Annotated in this window: 14 protein-coding genes; all 14 read right to left on the bottom strand. The window is 26.7% G+C overall.

Going from position 1 to position 18397, the window contains the following annotated elements; genetic code table 11:
* Nucleotides 1-4450: 4450 nt before the first annotated feature.
* On the bottom strand, nt 4451-5197 hold the full coding sequence (locus PG913_RS08040) for a hypothetical protein (RefSeq protein ID WP_271230285.1): 747 nt from the start codon (nt 5195-5197) through the stop codon (nt 4451-4453).
* A gap of 223 nt (nt 5198-5420) precedes the next feature.
* Nucleotides 5421-6311 (bottom strand): DMT family transporter, encoded by an 891-nt coding sequence (locus tag PG913_RS08035; RefSeq protein ID WP_271230284.1) that lies wholly within the window; start codon nt 6309-6311, stop codon nt 5421-5423.
* Nucleotides 6298-7098, bottom strand: coding sequence for an alpha/beta hydrolase (locus PG913_RS08030; protein ID WP_271230283.1), 801 nt, complete (start codon nt 7096-7098; stop codon nt 6298-6300). The genes PG913_RS08035 and PG913_RS08030 overlap by 14 nt, the downstream gene beginning before the upstream one ends.
* A gap of 80 nt (nt 7099-7178) precedes the next feature.
* Nucleotides 7179-7775, bottom strand: coding sequence for a Crp/Fnr family transcriptional regulator (locus PG913_RS08025; RefSeq protein ID WP_271230282.1), 597 nt, complete (start codon nt 7773-7775; stop codon nt 7179-7181).
* A gap of 157 nt (nt 7776-7932) precedes the next feature.
* Entirely contained in the window at nt 7933-8166 is a 234-nt protein-coding gene (locus tag PG913_RS08020; protein WP_193709350.1) for a hypothetical protein, read from the bottom strand.
* Between the two features lie 78 nt (nt 8167-8244).
* A complete protein-coding gene (locus tag PG913_RS08015) occupies nt 8245-8457 on the bottom strand; it encodes a hypothetical protein (protein WP_271230281.1) in 213 nt (70 codons plus the stop codon).
* A 209-nt stretch (nt 8458-8666) separates the two neighbouring features.
* Nucleotides 8667-9032, bottom strand: coding sequence for a helix-turn-helix domain-containing protein (locus PG913_RS08010; RefSeq protein WP_271230280.1), 366 nt, complete (start codon nt 9030-9032; stop codon nt 8667-8669).
* Nucleotides 9033-9034: 2 nt separating this feature from the next.
* On the bottom strand, nt 9035-9328 hold the full coding sequence (locus PG913_RS08005) for a type II toxin-antitoxin system HigB family toxin (protein WP_101931722.1): 294 nt from the start codon (nt 9326-9328) through the stop codon (nt 9035-9037).
* 220 nt (nt 9329-9548) lie between these two features.
* Nucleotides 9549-10142, bottom strand: coding sequence for an acyl carrier protein (locus PG913_RS08000; RefSeq protein WP_271230279.1), 594 nt, complete (start codon nt 10140-10142; stop codon nt 9549-9551).
* 1886 nt (nt 10143-12028) lie between these two features.
* On the bottom strand, nt 12029-12622 hold the full coding sequence (locus PG913_RS07995) for a hypothetical protein (RefSeq protein WP_271230278.1): 594 nt from the start codon (nt 12620-12622) through the stop codon (nt 12029-12031).
* Between the two features lie 199 nt (nt 12623-12821).
* Nucleotides 12822-14015 (bottom strand): tyrosine-type recombinase/integrase, encoded by a 1194-nt coding sequence (locus tag PG913_RS07990; RefSeq protein WP_271230277.1) that lies wholly within the window; start codon nt 14013-14015, stop codon nt 12822-12824.
* Nucleotides 14016-14234: 219 nt separating this feature from the next.
* On the bottom strand, nt 14235-15014 hold the full coding sequence (locus PG913_RS12940) for a TonB-dependent receptor (protein WP_333780748.1): 780 nt from the start codon (nt 15012-15014) through the stop codon (nt 14235-14237).
* On the bottom strand, nt 14953-16680 hold the full coding sequence (locus PG913_RS07985; RefSeq protein WP_333780747.1) for a TonB-dependent receptor: 1728 nt from the start codon (nt 16678-16680) through the stop codon (nt 14953-14955). Before PG913_RS07985 ends, PG913_RS12940 begins: the two co-directional genes overlap by 62 nt.
* Before the next feature lie 7 nt (nt 16681-16687).
* On the bottom strand, nt 16688-18349 hold the full coding sequence (locus tag PG913_RS07980; RefSeq protein ID WP_271230276.1) for a M23 family metallopeptidase: 1662 nt from the start codon (nt 18347-18349) through the stop codon (nt 16688-16690).
* Nucleotides 18350-18397 lie beyond the last annotated feature (48 nt).

Genomic DNA, 18397 nt, shown 5'->3' with positions numbered 1-18397 from the left:
GGAAAATTATTTTAGGGTGTAATTTTATTTTCAAAATTTGTTGAAATTCTGTTGTAATTTTTTCCACGATTGAGTGAAAACTCTGAGTTATTTTAAGTCTATTTATATAAACTCAATTTTTTATTCCGAATTGATTGCGTCTGAGTGTTTTCCGCTATAGTAGGCAACGTTCTTGTATATGATTTCGTTGCGAAATCATAGCACTAATATAGTTTAAAAAACTCAAACATCTACGTTTGCGAGGATTTTCCGCAGGAAAATCAATAAGCAATGAATTATATACGTTGTTGCCAAATGCGATTTTTTGTTTAAATTCTAAACTTTAAATATTTTCTAAATTATTGAATTCGAGTAAAACTTTGATTCTGCATTTTTTAATTCCGTAATATTTATTTTCAGCTTTTTAAAAAACTCTAAATTTTCAATGTTTTCTAAATTATTCAATTTAAGTGAAATTTCAATTCCACGTTTTAATTCCGCGATATTTATTTTCAGCTTTTAAAAAACTCTAAATTTTCAATATTTTTTAAATTATTGAATTTTAGCAAAATTTCAATTCTACGTTTTCAATTCCGCGATATTTATTTCCATTTTTATAAAATTCTAAATTTTTCAATATTTTCTAAATTATTGAATTTGAGAAAAATTTTAATTCTGCGTTTTTAAATTCCGTAATATTTATTTTCAGTTTTTATAAAATTCTAAATTTTTCAATATTTTCTAAATTATTCAATTTAAGTAAAATGTCAATTCCACTTTTTTTATTCCGTAATATTGGTTTTCAGCATTTTATTTTTCCGAGTTTTTGGCAACGTTTTTGTATATGATTTGTTGCGTATTTCGAGCAACTAATTTAGTTAATAAAATCGAAATATAAAATTCTAAAAAAAGCTTTTCATAAATATTTAAAAACTAGCAATAAATTATATACGATGTTATGTTTATCGGTTTTGAGTTCTAAATAATCATTCTACTTAAATTTTATTCTATATTTTCACGTTTTAAAGCTCAATTTTCGTCTTTTAATTTTTCTTAATTAATTTTTCCAGTTCTAGTACTTAAATTTCCCGTTTTACTTTTCAGCTTGATGTTCGCGCTGTTTTGCTAAAACCTTTTTTCTCCAGAGATATTTTCACGTTTCTACATTCAGTTTTAAATGATTCTTGAATTTTTCATTTTATTTCTAAATTGTCTTAAATTACTTTTCACGTTTCAATTTTTTCTTAAAATCGGGGAGAAGTTGTTTTCATTTTTAGCTGTTTGAGTCTTTTTTTTCAGCGTATAATTATGTCAATTTATTTTTTAGAACTCATAAAATACTCATTAGGAATTTCTGAGGAAATTCCGCCGTTAAACATAACGTATTTGTGCATGGTTTCGTTGCGGAATTACAGCACTAATATAGTTTAAAAAACTCAAACTTCAACGTGCGCGAGGATTTTCTGAAAGAAAATCAACAAGCAATGAACTATGCACGGTGTTGGGTTTTCGTTTTATAGTTTTTGTGTTTTTTTTCTACCAGTTTTTTTTCAAAGTTTTTAATTCTATGGTTTTAATTTTCACGTTTTAAGATTCAATTCCTATTTTTCATATTTTCTGCAATTTTTCAAAATGTAAAATATGATTTTAAAATTTTCTCATTTCACATTTCAGTTTTTCCACAACAGTTTTCAATTAGAATTTTTCAAAATATATAAAATATGATTTTAAAATTCTCTTATTTCACATTTCAATTTTTCCACAACAATTTTCAATTAGAATTTTTCAAAATGCAAAAAATATTCTTAAAAAACTATAATTTTCAAAATGATTTTTTGTGCGATTTCCTGAGGTAATTAAAGGTTTTTTTTGAAAGATTTTTCCCGCTATTTTTAAACTTTATTTAAAAACTAAATTTTCAAATTTTAACGATTTTTGTTAATGAAACCCAACGTTCTTGTATATGATTTCGTTGCGAAATCATAGCACTAATATAGTTTAAAAAACTCAAACATTTACGTGTGCAAGGATTTTCCGCAGGAAAATCATTAAGCAATGAATTATATACGTTGTTGCCTACTGTAGTTTTTTCATTTTTTAAGTAAATTTTAATTCAGTTTGTTTTTAAATTCAGTTAGATTTAGCAAGTCTAATTTTTTTTAGTCTAGGATTTGATTACATAAACTTTCTAAAATTCCATTATATTTTTTTCGCGCTTGAGTGAGCAATTCCTGAAAGTCTTTAGGGTACAATTCTATTTTTCAAAAGTTATTTAATTTCGAAAAATCACTCAATTTTTCTTGTAATTTTTTTTGGCTGATTGAGTAATTCAGGAAAATTATTTTAGGGTGTAATTTTATTTTCAAAATTTGTTGAAATTCTGTTGTAATTTTTTCCACGATTGAGTGAAAACTCTGAGTTATTTTAAGTCTATTTTATATAAACTCAATTTTTTATTCCGAATTGATTGCGTCTGAGTGTTTTCCGCTATAGTAGGCAACGTATTTGTGCATGGTTTCGTTGCGGAATTATAGTACTAATATAGTTTAAAAATCTCAAACTTCGACGTGCGCGAGAATTTTCCGAAGGAAAATGAACAAGCAATGAACTATGCACGGTGTTGCCAAATGCGATTTTTTGTTTAAATTCTAGACTTTCAATATTTTCTAAATTATTGAATTCGAGTAAAACTTTAATTCTGCATTTTAAATTCCGCGATATTTATTTTCAGCTTTTTAAAAAAACTCTAAATTTTCAATGTTTTCTAAATTATTGAATTTGAGCAAAATTTTAATTCTGCGTTTTCAATTCCGCGATATTTATTTTCAGCTTTTTAAAAAAACTCTAAATTTTCAATGTTTTCTAAATTATTGAATTTGAGCAAAATTTTAATTCTGCGTTTTCAATTCCGCGATATTTATTTTCAGCTTTTAAAAAACTCTAAATTTTCAATGTTTTCTAATTATTGAATTTGAGCAAAATTTTAATTCTGTATTTTCAATTCTGCGATATTTATTTTCAGCTTTTAAAAAAACTCTAAATTTTCAATATTTTCTAAATTATTCAATTTGAGCAATATTTTAATTCTGCGTTTTAAATTCCGTAATATTTATTTTCAGTTTTTATAAAATTCTAAATTATTCAATTTTAGTAAAACTTTAATTCTACGTTTTTATTTAGTAAAAATGGTTTTCAGTATTTTATTTTTCCGAGTTTTTGGCAACGTTTTTATATATGGTTTGTTGCGTTTTTCGAGCAACTAATTTAGTAAATAAAAACGGAATAGAAAATCCGCCAAGGATTTTCGTAAGTAGTTAATCACAAGCAATAAATTATATATGGTGTTGCAAGTAGTGATTTTCTAACTATATTTCTTATTTCTTAATTTTTCCGTTTTATTTTTTTTTCTTTCACGTTTCAGCTTAAAACTCCACCTTAATTAATTTGCGCCTATTTATTCATGATTTATTTTCAGCGTTAAATTCTGCCTTTTTTCACGTTTCAGCTTAAAACTCCGCCTTAATTAATTTCAGCCTATTTATTCATGCTTCATTTTTCAGAGTTCAATTCTGTTTTTTTCTCTTTTTTAGGATTAACTTTCTAAAAATAGAGTAGAAGTCATTTTCAATTTTTCCAGCGCAATATTATTCAATATTAATTTCTAGAAAAGATAAATCACTAATTAGGAGTTTCTGAGGAAATTCCGCCATTACTTGCAACGTATTTGTGCATGGTTTCGTTGCGGAATTACAGCACTAATATAGTTTAAAAAACTAAAACTTCAACGTGCGCGAGGATTTTCTGCAAGAAAATCAACAAGCAATGAACTATGCACGCTGTTGGGTTTTCGTTTTATATTTTTTGTATTTTTTTTCTACCTATTTTTTAAATTCTCATATTTTACAGTAATTATTTTTCTCAAAGTTTTTAATTCTACGGTTTTAATTTTCACGCTTTGAGCTTCAATTTCTATTTTTCATATTTTCTAAAATTTTTCAAAATGTAGAAAATGTAAAATTTGATTTTAAAACTCTTTCATTTCACGTTTCTATTTTCACACAACAGTTTTGAACTATAATTTTTCAAAATATAGAAAATGTAAAATTTGATTTTAAAATTCTCTCATTTTATATTTCTATTTTCACACAACAATTTTCAATTAGAATTTTTCAAAATGTAAAAAACATTCTTAAAAAACTATAATTTTCAAAATGATTTTTTGTGTGATTTCCTGAGGTAATTACAGGAGCTTTTTCTAAATATTTTCTCTGCTATTTTTAAATTTTATTTAAAAACTAAATTTTCAAATTTTAACGATTTCCGCTAATGAAACCCAACGTTTTTGTATATTATTTGTTGCGTATTTCGAGCAACTAATTTAGTAAATAAAAACGGGATAGAAAATCCCCTAAGGATTTTCGTAAGTAGGCAAGTACTAGTAATAAATTATATACGGTGTTGGCTATAGTTTTTATTTCAGTTTATTTATAGTTTTTTCAATTATTTCATTTTTTATATTAACAAAATTTAAATTTCCAGATGATTTAAGTTTTATATAATTCTTATTAGCGTTTTCATTTACTTCATTTCCTACATTTTCTGAATTTGTATTCTCAATTGTTTTTTTCAATATAAATCCAATAAAATCTGGTAGAAAAAGTAAATCAATTTCCGATTTTTCACAGAAAGTCATATCAGATATTATAAAATTGTCATTTGGAAATACAAAGCTTTCAGTTTCGTTTACTCCATAAACATTCCTGTCAAAAAACATTCCTATTTCTTTTTCTAATAAATTTGGTTTAAAATCTCTAATATATGTGTTAAGATTTGTCATAAAAAAGAAAAGAGCTTGAAATTCAACTTTATTAAAATTTATAATAGAGCTATTAAATTTCCCTAATAATTTTGCTTTTTCAAACAATTCATTTTTTTCATATTTATGACAGAAACATTTAAGATTATTATCTATAATCAAATTGGTTAAATCTTCCATTAATTCAATTCGAGGTCTTTTTTTTCTGAAAATGCTTGTTGAATGAAGAGTTTTTGCTTTTATTCTTCTATTTTCAAGAATTTCTTTTAATCTGTCTTTTAACTTTAAATATTGATTTTTTTCAATAGCAATTCCTAAATAATAAATTGATTCTTCAGAGTCATTATTATTCAAATAAAATTTTGTTTCATCACAGAAAATATAAGTATTGTGTTTATTCATCTAAGGTAATTTTCTGTATTAAGTTTTCGGTTTTAAATTATAGCCAACGTGTTTGTATAAGATTAGTTGCGTGTTTCAAGCACTAAAGTTAGCAAATAAATCACAAATAGAAAGTCCGCGAGGACTTTCGTAAATAGGCTAAAACCAGCAATTAATTTTATACGGTGTTGTAACACGTTATTGTTTGAAACTTAATCAAGTTTAATATGTTTTGATGTAACAGCTATTTTTTTTTAAAATTTATTATCGCTATTGTTATAAGAATTATAAAAATTCCAATAAGTTGTATAACTCCAATTTGTTCGTTCAGCAATAAATAAGCACTGAAAATAGAGACAGGAATTTCTAATGTTGCAATAATACTGCTTAAACCAGTCCCAATTATTGGTACTCCCTTATTAAATAGAATAGGTGGTAATACTGTACCAAACAACCCTAAAATCATTCCCCATTTTAGTAAATCTATTGAATTTGTTTCTTCAATTATTTGAATATTCCAAAACATCAAAATAGCCAGAAATCCACCAAGAACGAGATATTTACTTCTAATGATGTTAGGCAATTGCAATGACACTTTACTCGTCGCATACAATGCAATTGTATAAAATACTGCAGCTAAAAAACCAAATAAGAAACCAATTAGACTAAAATTAAAATCATTTTCAAAAATCCGTGAAGCTAGTAATGTACCTAATAATACTATTATAGCTCCTATTAATTTTCGTTTAGTAAACCGACTTCTATCTAAAAAATACTCTAATATTATACCCATCCAAACTGTTTGCATTAAAAGAATAATACCAACCGATACAGGAATATATTGAATGCATAAATAATAGAAACTACTAGTAAGCCCCAAACTTGTTCCAAATAATACTAATTTTAATTTTGGGTATTTTGAATTATGTTCTTTTATCTGGATTTCTTTTGCCCTTTTAGACAGAAAAAACGAAGCTATAATTAAAAATAAAACTCCAAATAGGTATTGTAAAAATGTAAGACTGGCAGTACCAAAACCACTGTTATTTGCTAATTTTATTATTGTAGCCAAAATGCCATAGCTAGCTGCACCAATAATAACAAATAAAATTCCTTTTATTTTACTCTTTTCCATTGAAGTAGTTATTTATATGAAAGAGCTGTGTATTAGCAGCTTTAGACCAATATGCAGCATTGTGTTCGCCAGAGCTCTCTTCATAAATATGTGGTATATTTAAAGTAATAAGTTTTTGATGTAAATCTCTATTTTGTTTTATAAAAGGATCGTTTATTCCACAGCTAATTATTAGTTTTTGTTTTGATTCTTTTAAGCGTTTAATTTGAGAGTTTGCTGTGTAATTTATCCAAGACTCCTTATTTTTACCTAGTAATTTGGGAATGCCATAATCCGTTCCATAAGCTGTAAAGTCTAAGGCACCACAAATACTTCCAATAGATTCAAAAATATTTTGATGTCTCGCACCGATGTATAAAGCACCGTGACCGCCCATACTCCACCCCATTATGGCAGTTTTTGAAAGGTCTGTCTTATAGTTTTTATCGATATAATCAACCAGTTCATTTGCTATAAACGTTTCATATTTAGAATTGTTTTGCTTGCTATCAATATACCAACTGTCATAATTTCCGTCAGGTAAAATAAACAAAGTTTGCATTTCTTGGCTCAAACGAAGAAGTGAAGGAATATCTTTTTTTAATGTTCTTTCAGGATTTCCACTATAACCGTGAAGAATATATACACTAGGAATATCTCTTTTTATAGTATGTTTTGGACTTATTATTAACGTTTTAATATTTTTTTGCATTGAAAGACTAAAGACGTTTAAAGTGTCTACTTTCTGTGAAAAAACGGGATTATTTATAAATATTATTGTAGTTAAAAGCAATAATGATTTTCTCATTTTGTATGTGTTTATGTTTATTTCGGCAAAGTTATATTGTCTTTATTCCAAAAACATATACATATGTTGAGAAAATAGAACTATAAGAGTAAGTTTTTCTTAATTCGACTTAATTGTGTTGGGGTAATTCCTAAATAGGAAGCTATTTGATGTTGTTTTAGTCTGTTTTGTAGATGTCTATTTTCTTCGCTGAAGGTTTTATATCTCATTTTTGCTGAAATATGTTTTAAATTGATTTCCAAAGGTTCTTTAGCAATAACCCAGTTTTTTTCTAAATAGTTTATCTGAAAAATAGCTAGTTCTGGGTGTTGAATTATTAAGTCCTTATATTTTTTTCTTTTATATACTAGAATTTTAGAATTTTCTAAAGCTTGAATTGAAAAAAGACTTGGTTTTTGTTCTATTAACGCTGCTGTCGAGGCAATGAAACTATTCTCTGCAAAGAATTTTTTGATTACTTCATCTCCATTTTCATAGGTGTGAAAATATGAAAATAATCCATTTATAATGTAGGCATATGAAGTAGGTACTATATTTTGTTTTAACAAGTATTCTCCTTTTTTTATGTGTTTTACTTGAAGAATTTCAATAAATTTATCTAATACCTCGTTTGGCAATGGATAATAAGATAATACTTCTTTTATAAAAGGTTCAAATAAATTACATTCAACTTTCATTCTATTCTTGTTAACGGGAATTTTAATGTGTTACAACGTTGTTGTATATGGTTTGTTGCGTGTTTCAAGCAACTAATTTAGTAAATAAAAGCGGAATAGAAAATCCCCTAAGGATTTTCGTAAGTAGGTTAGCACTAGCAATAAATTATATACGGTGTTACCATACGTTTTTTATTATTTCAGAAATCGAAAAGCCAATTCCGACTGCAGTAATTATAATCCACCAATAGTTCTTTACTAAATTCGTAACTTTTAATTGACTTTCAAGATTCCTTATTTTTTTATCGAATTCAAGTTTTTCAGATTTATAGCTTGGATATTTTTGAAATCCATCGATTAATTCAGGAACAGTATTTAATATTTTTTTTAAAGCCTTGTAAAACTTTATCAATTAATATTATCTTTTCTTCTTCATTCATTTCAGTTTAATTTCTTAAATAAATTCCTAAATTTATCGAATATAATTTTCTTATTTTAAAGCATTAAGAGCTTTTTGTACTAATTCGAGCCGAGTTTTGAGTAATAATTTAACTTTTTCATCATTAGGATTAAAGGTCTTCAATAAGGATTTCATTTTAATTAATTGTTCAAAATCTATATTTTCAAAATTTGCTGGTGTTAGTATTTTGTCAAATAATCTTTCTTTAGAAGAATTTTTATAATTAATTGTAATCTCATTCATAAATTTATCATAATTGAGATATTTATATTTTTTTTCAAATTCCTCCATAAGGCTTGGTTTTTAATGTATGGTAACGGTTTGTATATGGTTTGTTGCGTATTTCGAGCAACTAATTTAGTAAATAAAAGCGGAATAGAAAATCCCTAAGGATTTTCGTAAGTAGGCGAGTACTAGCAATAAATTATATACGCTGTTGGCAATAGTAATTTTTATTCTACAATATATTCTTGTATTAAGACATCAGTAGGTATATGTAACGAATCACTAATTTTCCTAATCATTTTTAAAGTTAGTTTTCGTTTTTTATTTAAAATTTCACTTACTCTACTTTTAAAACCAACAAGTTCAGCAAGATCTTTTTGTTTCATTCCCATTTGTTCCATTCTGAATTTAATAGCTTCAATAGGATCAGGCATTCCAATTGGAAAATTTTCATTTTCATATTTGTCAATTAGAATAGTAAGTATTTCAAGTTCATCTCCTTTTTTTGTTCCTTTTGTTGCTTCAAAAATTAATTCAAGTCTATTAAGAGCTTCCTGGTAATCTGTTTCGTTTTTTATAGGTTTAATTTGCATAATTATAATTTGTTAGCATTAATCTTATCATATTCTGCATGAGTTCCAATAAATAGAATCCAAGATACTTGAAATTCAAAATTCATTTTAACAATGAGTCTATAATTATTTCCTTTAATATTGAAAACTATTCTATTGTCTTTTAAAACACTAGCGCTAGGATATTCAATTTTTAATTCATTTATATTTTTCCAATTTGCTTTTTCTGTTTCACGATACCAAGCTTTTAATTGTTGTTCACTATCAGCGTGTTTTTCCCAAAATTCTCGTAGTGTTCTTCTTGATATTATTCTCACAGTTTTATTTTTTGACAATGCAAATATAATAAAAAAAGTTCCCGATTTGGTGTTTTTTGTGGTTTTTTATTATTGCCAACGGTTTAGTGCTTATGCTTAGTTGCGTTTTGTTATATTAAAAGTAAGCAAAAAAACATCAAAATTGGCTGTATGCGAGTTTTTTCCAAAGGAAAAAACTGTTAAGCAATTAAGTATACACATTGTTGGCAAATCGTTTATTTTAATCAACTCCTAAATCATTTGTAATTGAATGATGTAATTCAATTTCACTAACAGGAACTCCAATTCTATCTTCAATTATTCCACATATTATTCTTTCAACCTCATATTTGCTTGAAATATTCTCAATTTTTATTAATTCTTCGTGATTTATTGAGATTATCCAATCTGTTAGTTTTCTTATTGTATTTTCTGCAACTGGCTCAGTTCTATCAAAAATTTTAAAACCTAAAAATTTAACTTCTTTATTTAAGTTTTTGTCGTAGTCTAAGTCAACAAGTTCGGGTAGTTTTAGTCCTATTTTATTTTCAAAATTTTTCCAGTCACTATCCAAATTTATTCCTTTCAAAAATTCAGATATTATTGAATTTGGAGTAATAATTTGTTTTTCATTTCCAAATTGTTCTAATGTTTTTCGAATACGATAGAAAATGATTTGAGATAAACATTTTTCATTTGGATTAATTTTAATCTTTTCAAAAACAGAGTCAGCAAATTCCTGAACTTTATGAATTTCTTCACATTCATCATTTGGAATTTCTATTCCAAATTTATTTTCAATTGTCATTACTAATTCAACAGAATCTAGTCCCATTTTTTCGGTTCTTAATGTTTGCCAACGTTTTTGTATATGATTTGTTGCGTATTTCGAGCAACTAATTTAGTTAATAAAATCGAAATATAAAATTCTAAAAAAAGCTTTTCATAAATATTTAAAAACTAGCAATAAATTATATACGATGTTATGTTTATCGGTTTTGAGTTCTAAATAATCATTCTACTTAAATTTTATTCTATTTTTCACGTTTTAAAGCTCAATTTTCGTCTTTTAATTTTTCTTAATTAATTTTTCCAGTTCTAGTACTTAAATTTTCCGTTTTACTTTTCAGCTTGATGTTCGCGCTGTTTTGCTAAAACCTTTTTTCTCCAGAGATATTTTCACGTTTCTACATTCAGTTTTAAATGATTCTTGAATTTTTCATTTTATTTCTAAATTGTCTTAAATTACTTTTCTAGTTTCAATTTTTTCTTAAAATCGGGGAGAAGTTGTTTTCATTTTTAGCTGTTTGAGTCTTTTTTTTCAGCGTATAATTATGTCAATTTATTTTTTAGAACTCATAAAATACTCATTAGGAATTTCTGAGGAAATTCCGCCGTTAAACATAACGGTTTTATATATGGTTTGTTGCGTATTTCAAGTTCTAAATATATTAAATAAAAACGGAATAGAAAATCCCCTAAGGATTTTCGTAAGTAGGTTAGCACTAGCAATAAATTATATATGTTGTTGCAAGTAGTGATTTTCTAACTAAATTTCTCATTTCTTAATTTTCAATTTTTCCGTTTTATTTCTTTTCTACGTTTCTGCTTAAAACTCCACTTTAATTAATTTCCGTCTATTTATTCACGCTTTATTTTCAGCGTTAACTTCTGCTTTTTTCACGTTTCTGCTTAAAACTCCGCTTTAATTAATTTCCGCCTATTTATTCACGCTTCATTTTCAGAGTTAATTCTGTTTTCTTCTTTTTTAGGATTCATTTTCTAAAAATAGAGTAGAAGTCATTTTCAATTTTTCCAGCGTAATATTATTCAATATTAATTTCTAGAAAAGATAAATCACTAATTAGAAATTTCTGAGGAAATTCCGCCATTACTTGCAACGTTTTTGTGCATGGTTTCGTTGCGGAATTATAGCACTAATATAGTTTAAAAACCTCAAACTTCAACGTGCGCGAGGATTTTCTGCAAGAAAATCAACAAGCAATGAACTATGCACGTTGTTGTAAAATGCGATTTTTTGTTTAAATATTCTTTTTTTTTTCTAAATTACTTTTTTTGAGTAAAACTTTAATTCTGCATTTTAAATTCCGCCATATTTATTTTCAGTTTTTATAAAACTCTAAATTTTCAATATTTTCTAAATTATTAAATTTGAAGAAAACTTCAATTCCACGTTTTTAATTCCGCCATATTTATTTCTCCATATTTCAGGAAATTCTAAATTTTCAATATTTTCTAAATTATTAAATTTGAAGAAAACTTCAATTCCACGTTTTTAATTCCGCTATATTTATTTCTCCATATTTTAGGGAATTCTAAATTTTCAATGTTCTCTAAATTATTCAATTTGAAGAAAACTTCAATTCCACGTTTTCAATTCTGCCATATTTATTTATCTATATTTTGGGCAATTCTGAATTTTGATTAGAAATGAGATTATTCAATTTTTCTAAAAACTTTAATTCATATTTTAAAAAATCCGCCAGATTGTTTTTCATATTTAAGGAAATTTCAAATATTTTCTTAAATTTTAAATTCTACCGAAATTTTTGAGTTTTTTACAACGTGTTTGTATATGGTTTGTTGCGTGGTTTAAGCAACTAATTTAGTAAATAATTACCGACCAAGAAAGTCCGCGAGGACTTTCGTAAGTGAGCGAGAAGCCAGCAATAAATTATATACGGTGTTGGCAATCTGGCTTTATTCCACAAATTCAATTCCAGAAACAAATTCCGTAAACTTTGGTAAATTCAGTTCGTACGTTTCTGGTGTCGCAACAAATTGAATCCAAAGGAAAGCTTTATTAGTTTCTATCAAAACAAAATTATTGTGATAAATCTTATTTTGAAAAAAAGTAAAAACTCTCCAACTTATTCCTTTTTCTATTTCTTTAAATTCTTGACTACTTTTTCCATACCAAATATGGTTTTCACTAAATAAAGTTTTTTTTCCGAATACATTGCCTGTAATATACGTTTCTTTAAAATGCTCAAAAGATTTAAATTTTGATTTTTCAAATCCTTGAATCATTAATGCATTTTCAATTCGCTCAATTTCGGGAAAAGTTCCACCTAAAATTTTGTCATTCCCAGTTTCTCTGAGAGTTAACCATTCAGGAATTTCAACTTTGTATCCAAAAGTGCTGTCGACATAAATTATAGATTCAATTTTATCTTTTTCAATTTGAGCATTAAGTTCCTTTGTGTCTTTATATTTTCTATTGATTGTGTCATTTTGGGCTTTCACAGCACAACTGTTTAGTAGAAAAAATAATATTATAAAAATCAATTTCATTTTGAATACGGATGTTTTTTTAGCTTGTTGCCAACGTGTTATATAGAGAGTTTAATTCTCTATTTACTATTAAATTATCTGGATAAAAGGAACTATTGTTCTTGTTTATCAAATACTAAAAGTTACAAATTAGAGGTATATAAAATAAAAATAAAGGTAATTTTTTAGCACCACTAATATATATAAATATATGATACATTTATATTAAATTTTTTCCATTATCTAAAAAATGTTTAGGGAGTGTAGGTTCTTTATTTAAATTAGATAAAATAGTATCTAAAGGACTTTTAATATCTAATAGATCTTTTTTAGCAACATGTGTATAAATCATTGTAGTTTCAGGTTTGCTATGTCCTAATAATTCTTGAATATGACGTAACCCGATACCATTTTCTAATAAATGAGTTGCGTAACTATGACGTAAAGTATGTGGAGTAACATTTTTTTTAATTCCTGCAAGTCGAGTAGAGGTATGTAAAAATTTACGGACACTACTAGCAGAGTATTTTGTGCCTGAAGGACTTTCAACAAAAAATCGTTTTGGAACATAGGTGCTAATATAATTTTGTAATAAAGGTAAAAAACTATCAGCTAAAATAACATACCTATCTTTTCTGCCTTTTCCATTTTGTATAAATAATTGTCGTCTAGCTATATCAATATGTAGTAATTCTAAATTAATTAATTCACTAATTCGTAATCCAGCAGAATATAATAAAGCTAAAATTGCACGATGTTTTAAATTTTTAGTAACTCTTAATAAAGTAACAACTTCTTGTTGAGACAGTATAGATGGAAGTTTTTTAGAGCGTTTAGGTCTTTCTAAAACAAATGAATTTATTTTACAAGTAGGGTAAAAAGCTACAAATAATTTTAAAGCACTTATAAACTGACGCTGAGAACTAATACTATATTTTCTCGCTATAAAAACATTTTCAATAAATAATTCAACATTTCTGTTAGTCAGAGAATTAATAGGCGCAGGCTGAATAAAATTAATAAAGTCTGCAACAAACGTAAAATAAGTCATCACCGTACTCTCGCTATATCGTTTTCCTTGTAAATATTTTACATAATCTCTAATAATTTCTTTGTTTTCATCAGTAAGTGTTCGTCGATTTTTTACTCCTCTATGTTGTATGTTTTTAGAAACCGAAGCGTCTATTTTTATAATAGCGATATCAATTAAAGCTTCTTTAACTTCTATAAGAATATCATCAGAAAAAGGACAAACCCAACCTTTTAAACTTTTACTCCATGTAAAATTTTTTAAATTTCGAACACTATTAATTACGGCATTATTATATTTAAATAATAAAACTAACACTACTTTTTTTCTATGAATTTTTTTTAAAGCAGTAACAGGTATTTTTTCTGAGTTTTGACTTTTCATAACTCAATAAATATACAAAAAAATCAACAAACACAGTCTTAGTTTGTTGATTTTTAGAATTTTATTTTATTTCTGAAAATTGATTTATTAGAAGCAATTTCCCGCTTTCCGCACTCGCTTTTTTTATTTTTTAAAGAAAAAATAAAAAAGAGCTCAAACAAATGCTTCAATCGGGGCTAGGCATTTTACTGATTTTTTATTACTACTAAATAATAATAATTAAAACTCCATACCAATTTTAAAATTCAAAACCCTGCCAATCATATAATTAGGAATTCTGTATTGTTGTTTGCTATATGCATCACGAACCCAAGTGTTAGTTATTGAATTACGAACATCAAAAAGATTAAATAATTCTAAACCAACCGTTAATTCTTTAAAATTAGTTAAGAAACCTGTATTGTTATTTTTAGAAGCATCTGTAAAAATATAAGAAATACCAACATCGGCACGTTTGTAATCATTTAATCGATGCTGATATTGATATACATCTGAATAAGCAGGCGATCCACCAGGAAGTCCTGTGTTATAAACGATATTTAAATACGCTTTTAAATCAGGAATATTAGGTACATAATCTTGAAATAATACGCTAAATTTTAAACGCTGATCAGTTGGACGAGCAATATATCCTTGATTATTTATGTTTTCTTCTGTTTTCAAATAACCAAAACTAACCCAACTATCGTTACCAGGTACAAATTCTCCATTTAAACGAACATCTAATCCATAGGCATAAGCATCTGTAGCATTATCAGCACGATATCGAATTCGAACATTATCAACAGAATAAGCATTTAGATCTGTTAAATTTTTATAATATAATTCGGTTGTTAATTTAAAAGGACGTTCCCAAAGTGTAAAACTATAATCGTTTCCAGCAACTAAATGAATCGATTTTTGTGCTTTTACCTTCGGATGAATTTTTCCATCATAATCACGTAATTCTTTGTAAGATGGTGGTTGCGAATAGAAACCTCCAGAAATTCGGAAAAGCAATGTCTTTTTCCCAATCGGGTTTAATGGCTAATTGTGCTCTTGGGCTTACAATAACTTGATTTTTAGAAGATAAATTAGCTGTTTTTACGCTCCAGTTATTAGCACGAACTCCAACATTCATCCAAATTTCATGATTTTTCCAATGTGATTTTCTGCTAAATTGTAAAAAGCTAGTAATACGATTAATATCGACATCATTTTCTGCACGAACATTTTTAAAAGGTTCTATTGGTCCTGTAAAAGGTTCGTAAGGTTGATTACTACCTGAATAATATGGCGGACGAACAGAAAAACCTAATGAATCAATCATTTCCCATTCACGTATGCGGTCTTTAATATTTTCTGTTTGAAATTTTACGCCTGCTTTCCATTCATTTTTTCCATCTTTTAAAGTGGCTTTAAATTGAATATTGCTGATTAAAGCATCTAAATCATTTCGAGCATGATTTATTTGTGAACCAATTCCTTGAGAAATGCCAACATCTCCAAAATTATCAGAATCAACATTGGTGTCTATTTCTCTTAAATTATAAGCTGCTGCAATATCAAAATATTCTTCTTCTTGAGTATTGAAAGATGAAACAGTTCCTGTTATTTTTAACGCATCATTTATTTGAAAATCCGCAGAAAAAGCACCAAAAAGTGTTTTAAACTGATCTTTTTCTTGTCCTTGATAATAAACAATTAATTCCAACGGATTAGCTAATGTTCCGAAACGTGTTTTTCTAGTTAAAGGTTTATATTTATAATTATTTAAAGAAAAATTATTTAAAAAGTTTAATGTTAATTTTTCAGTTGCTTTGTAAGATAAAAAAGTTTGTACATCAGTAAATGTAGGTCTGAAATTAACTTCAACCTGTTTGCTATTTACAAACAAACTGTTATCACGATATCTAATTCCAACGATAGCACTTAATTTATCATTTAAAAAAGTATCTTCAATAGTAAAACTTCCGCCTAATAAACTGATGGCTACTTTAGCACCAAATTCAGTTGGTTTTCGATAAGTAATATCTAAAACAGAAGAAAGTTTATCACCATATTTGGCTTGAAATCCACCTGCAGAAAAATTAATATTTTGAATCATTTGAGGATTGATAAAACTCAAACCTTCTTGTTGTCCAGAACGAATTAAAAACGGACGATAAACTTCAATTCCGTTTACATAAACAAGATTTTCATCAAAATTTCCACCTCTAACATTATACTGAGTGCTTAACTCATTATTATTACTAACACCTGGTAGTGTCATTAAAATATTTTCAACACCAGCGTTAGCACCGATTATATTTTTAACTTTTTTAGTCGAAATTGTAGTAATTCCTTGTGCTTCTTTTCGTTGGTTTTTAATAACAACCTCTTCTAATTCTTGGGTTTTAAAATAAAAAGTAGGAGCGTAGTTAAAAACAGTTCTTCCACGAGAGGTAAATTTTTTGATAATCGTTTTATAAGAAACATGACTAAAAGTAACGGCAACCGTTTTACGCATCGGAATGGTAAATTGATAATTTCCGTTAGCATCGGTTGTAGTTCCTTCGGATAAATAAGAAATAGTAACTCCTTCAATCGGAGTTTTAAATTTATTTGTGATTATACCTTTTACAATTACTGTTTTTTGAGCAAAGAGTATAGCAGGAAATAGAAGTAAAAAAAGTAGCTTTTTCAAAGTGTTTTTATTTTTTAAAGAATGTTGTTGAAAGTGTTTTTAAATTTCCAACATTATCAGAAACGACAATTTTAAAAATATGTTTGCTACCAACTAATTTTTTATCATCAAAATTATAGGTAAGTATTCTTTTTTTATGATTGTATTCCATTAAAATCCATTGTCCGTCAATGGTTGCATTAAAATTTTTGATGCCAGATTGGTTATCTTTAATTTTTACTTTTAATGTTTTATTTTTCGTTAACCATTGTCCTTCTGCAAAATTGTATTTTTTAATAGTTGGTTGAATGCTATCAAAAAGCAATTTATAACTTCCTAAAACCTTTGTTGAGGTATATATTTTATTGATTTTCTTTTTTGTATTGGCATATCTAGGATATTTTTTATTACTAACATTAGCAATATAGACTTGTTGCTGTTGTTTTTCATTTAAAAGGGAAGTGTCAAAAGTTAAGGTGTATCTTTTATCTATTGGAACTGTAGCTTTATGAACTTTAACGATATCATTATCAATAGAAAAATCAATAAAACAATCGGTATAAAAAGTGTTTTTAGGAAATGCAATAGTTACATTATCTAGCGTATATTTATGAAAATCTTTTGCAATTATTTTATAATTAGTGGTATCTTTTTCTCTGAAAACTAAATTGTTTTTTACACCTTTAATTGGTATTTTAATTGAAGTCGTATTATGCTTAATATCTTTAGCAATGATTTCTACTTGATAACTTGCGCCATTTTCAATATTTATTTTACCATTATTAACAAGGTCTTCGTATAAGTTTAATCTGTTAGCAGGTACTTTATGTGTTTTTTGAACTCTATTTTTGTATGTTTTATAATGTTTATAATCAATCAATAAATTAATGTATTTACTTTCGGCAAAAGAAAAAGTTTCAACATCATGATAATAAACTCTACTACCATTTACTTTCATTTCTAAACTATAAATTCCATTTTTATTAGTTGCACCATTTAATCTATCAAAAACACTTATACCAAAACCAATAACACCACTTGCTGTAATACGTTCGCTAATATAATTATTAGGACTCGTTTTTTTAAATGATATAATAGATTTTAAGCTAGAGTTATTAACTCTTGATTGCTCATTTAAAGGATACGCCATTATTTTTTGAAGAGTAGGAGCGGTGTCATCTTTAGGATGAATACCAAAAAGCAACGGATTTATAATATGTTCGGTTTTAGTATCTCTAATTTCATAATGTAAATGCGGACCTCCAGAACTTCCAGTGTCGCCTGTATAGCCAATAGTTTGCCCTTTTTTTACAGGGAATTTTTCTGACTTGGTAAACAAATTACCTGTTTGATAATTCTTCTTTTTATATTGAATATTTTTAACATATTTCTGAATAGTTGGTTCAAACTTCTGAAGATGTGCATATACAGTTGTGTATCCGTTAGGATGTTCTAAATATATAGCTTTACCAAAACCATATTGCGAAACCTTAATACGAGAAACATAACCATTTGCAGCTGCATAAATAGGAATCCCTTGTTTTCCTTGTGTTTTAATATCTATTCCTGAATGAAAATGATTGCTTCGAAGTTCACCAAAAGTACCCGATAAAATAATTGGAATTTTTAAAGGTGGAGAAAAGTAGTTTCTAGGGTAGTGCTTTTGGGCATTTCCTGTATAGAAAGTCAATAGAAAAAAAATAGAAAAATAAAATTTCAAAGTAGCATGATTTTAAAC

It is taken from the genome of Tenacibaculum pacificus, assembly GCF_027941775.1.
In the GTDB taxonomy this organism is placed as follows: domain Bacteria; phylum Bacteroidota; class Bacteroidia; order Flavobacteriales; family Flavobacteriaceae; genus Polaribacter; species Polaribacter pacificus_A.
Note: the sequence above shows the minus strand (reverse complement) of the source record. Positions and strands in the feature narration are given on the sequence as shown.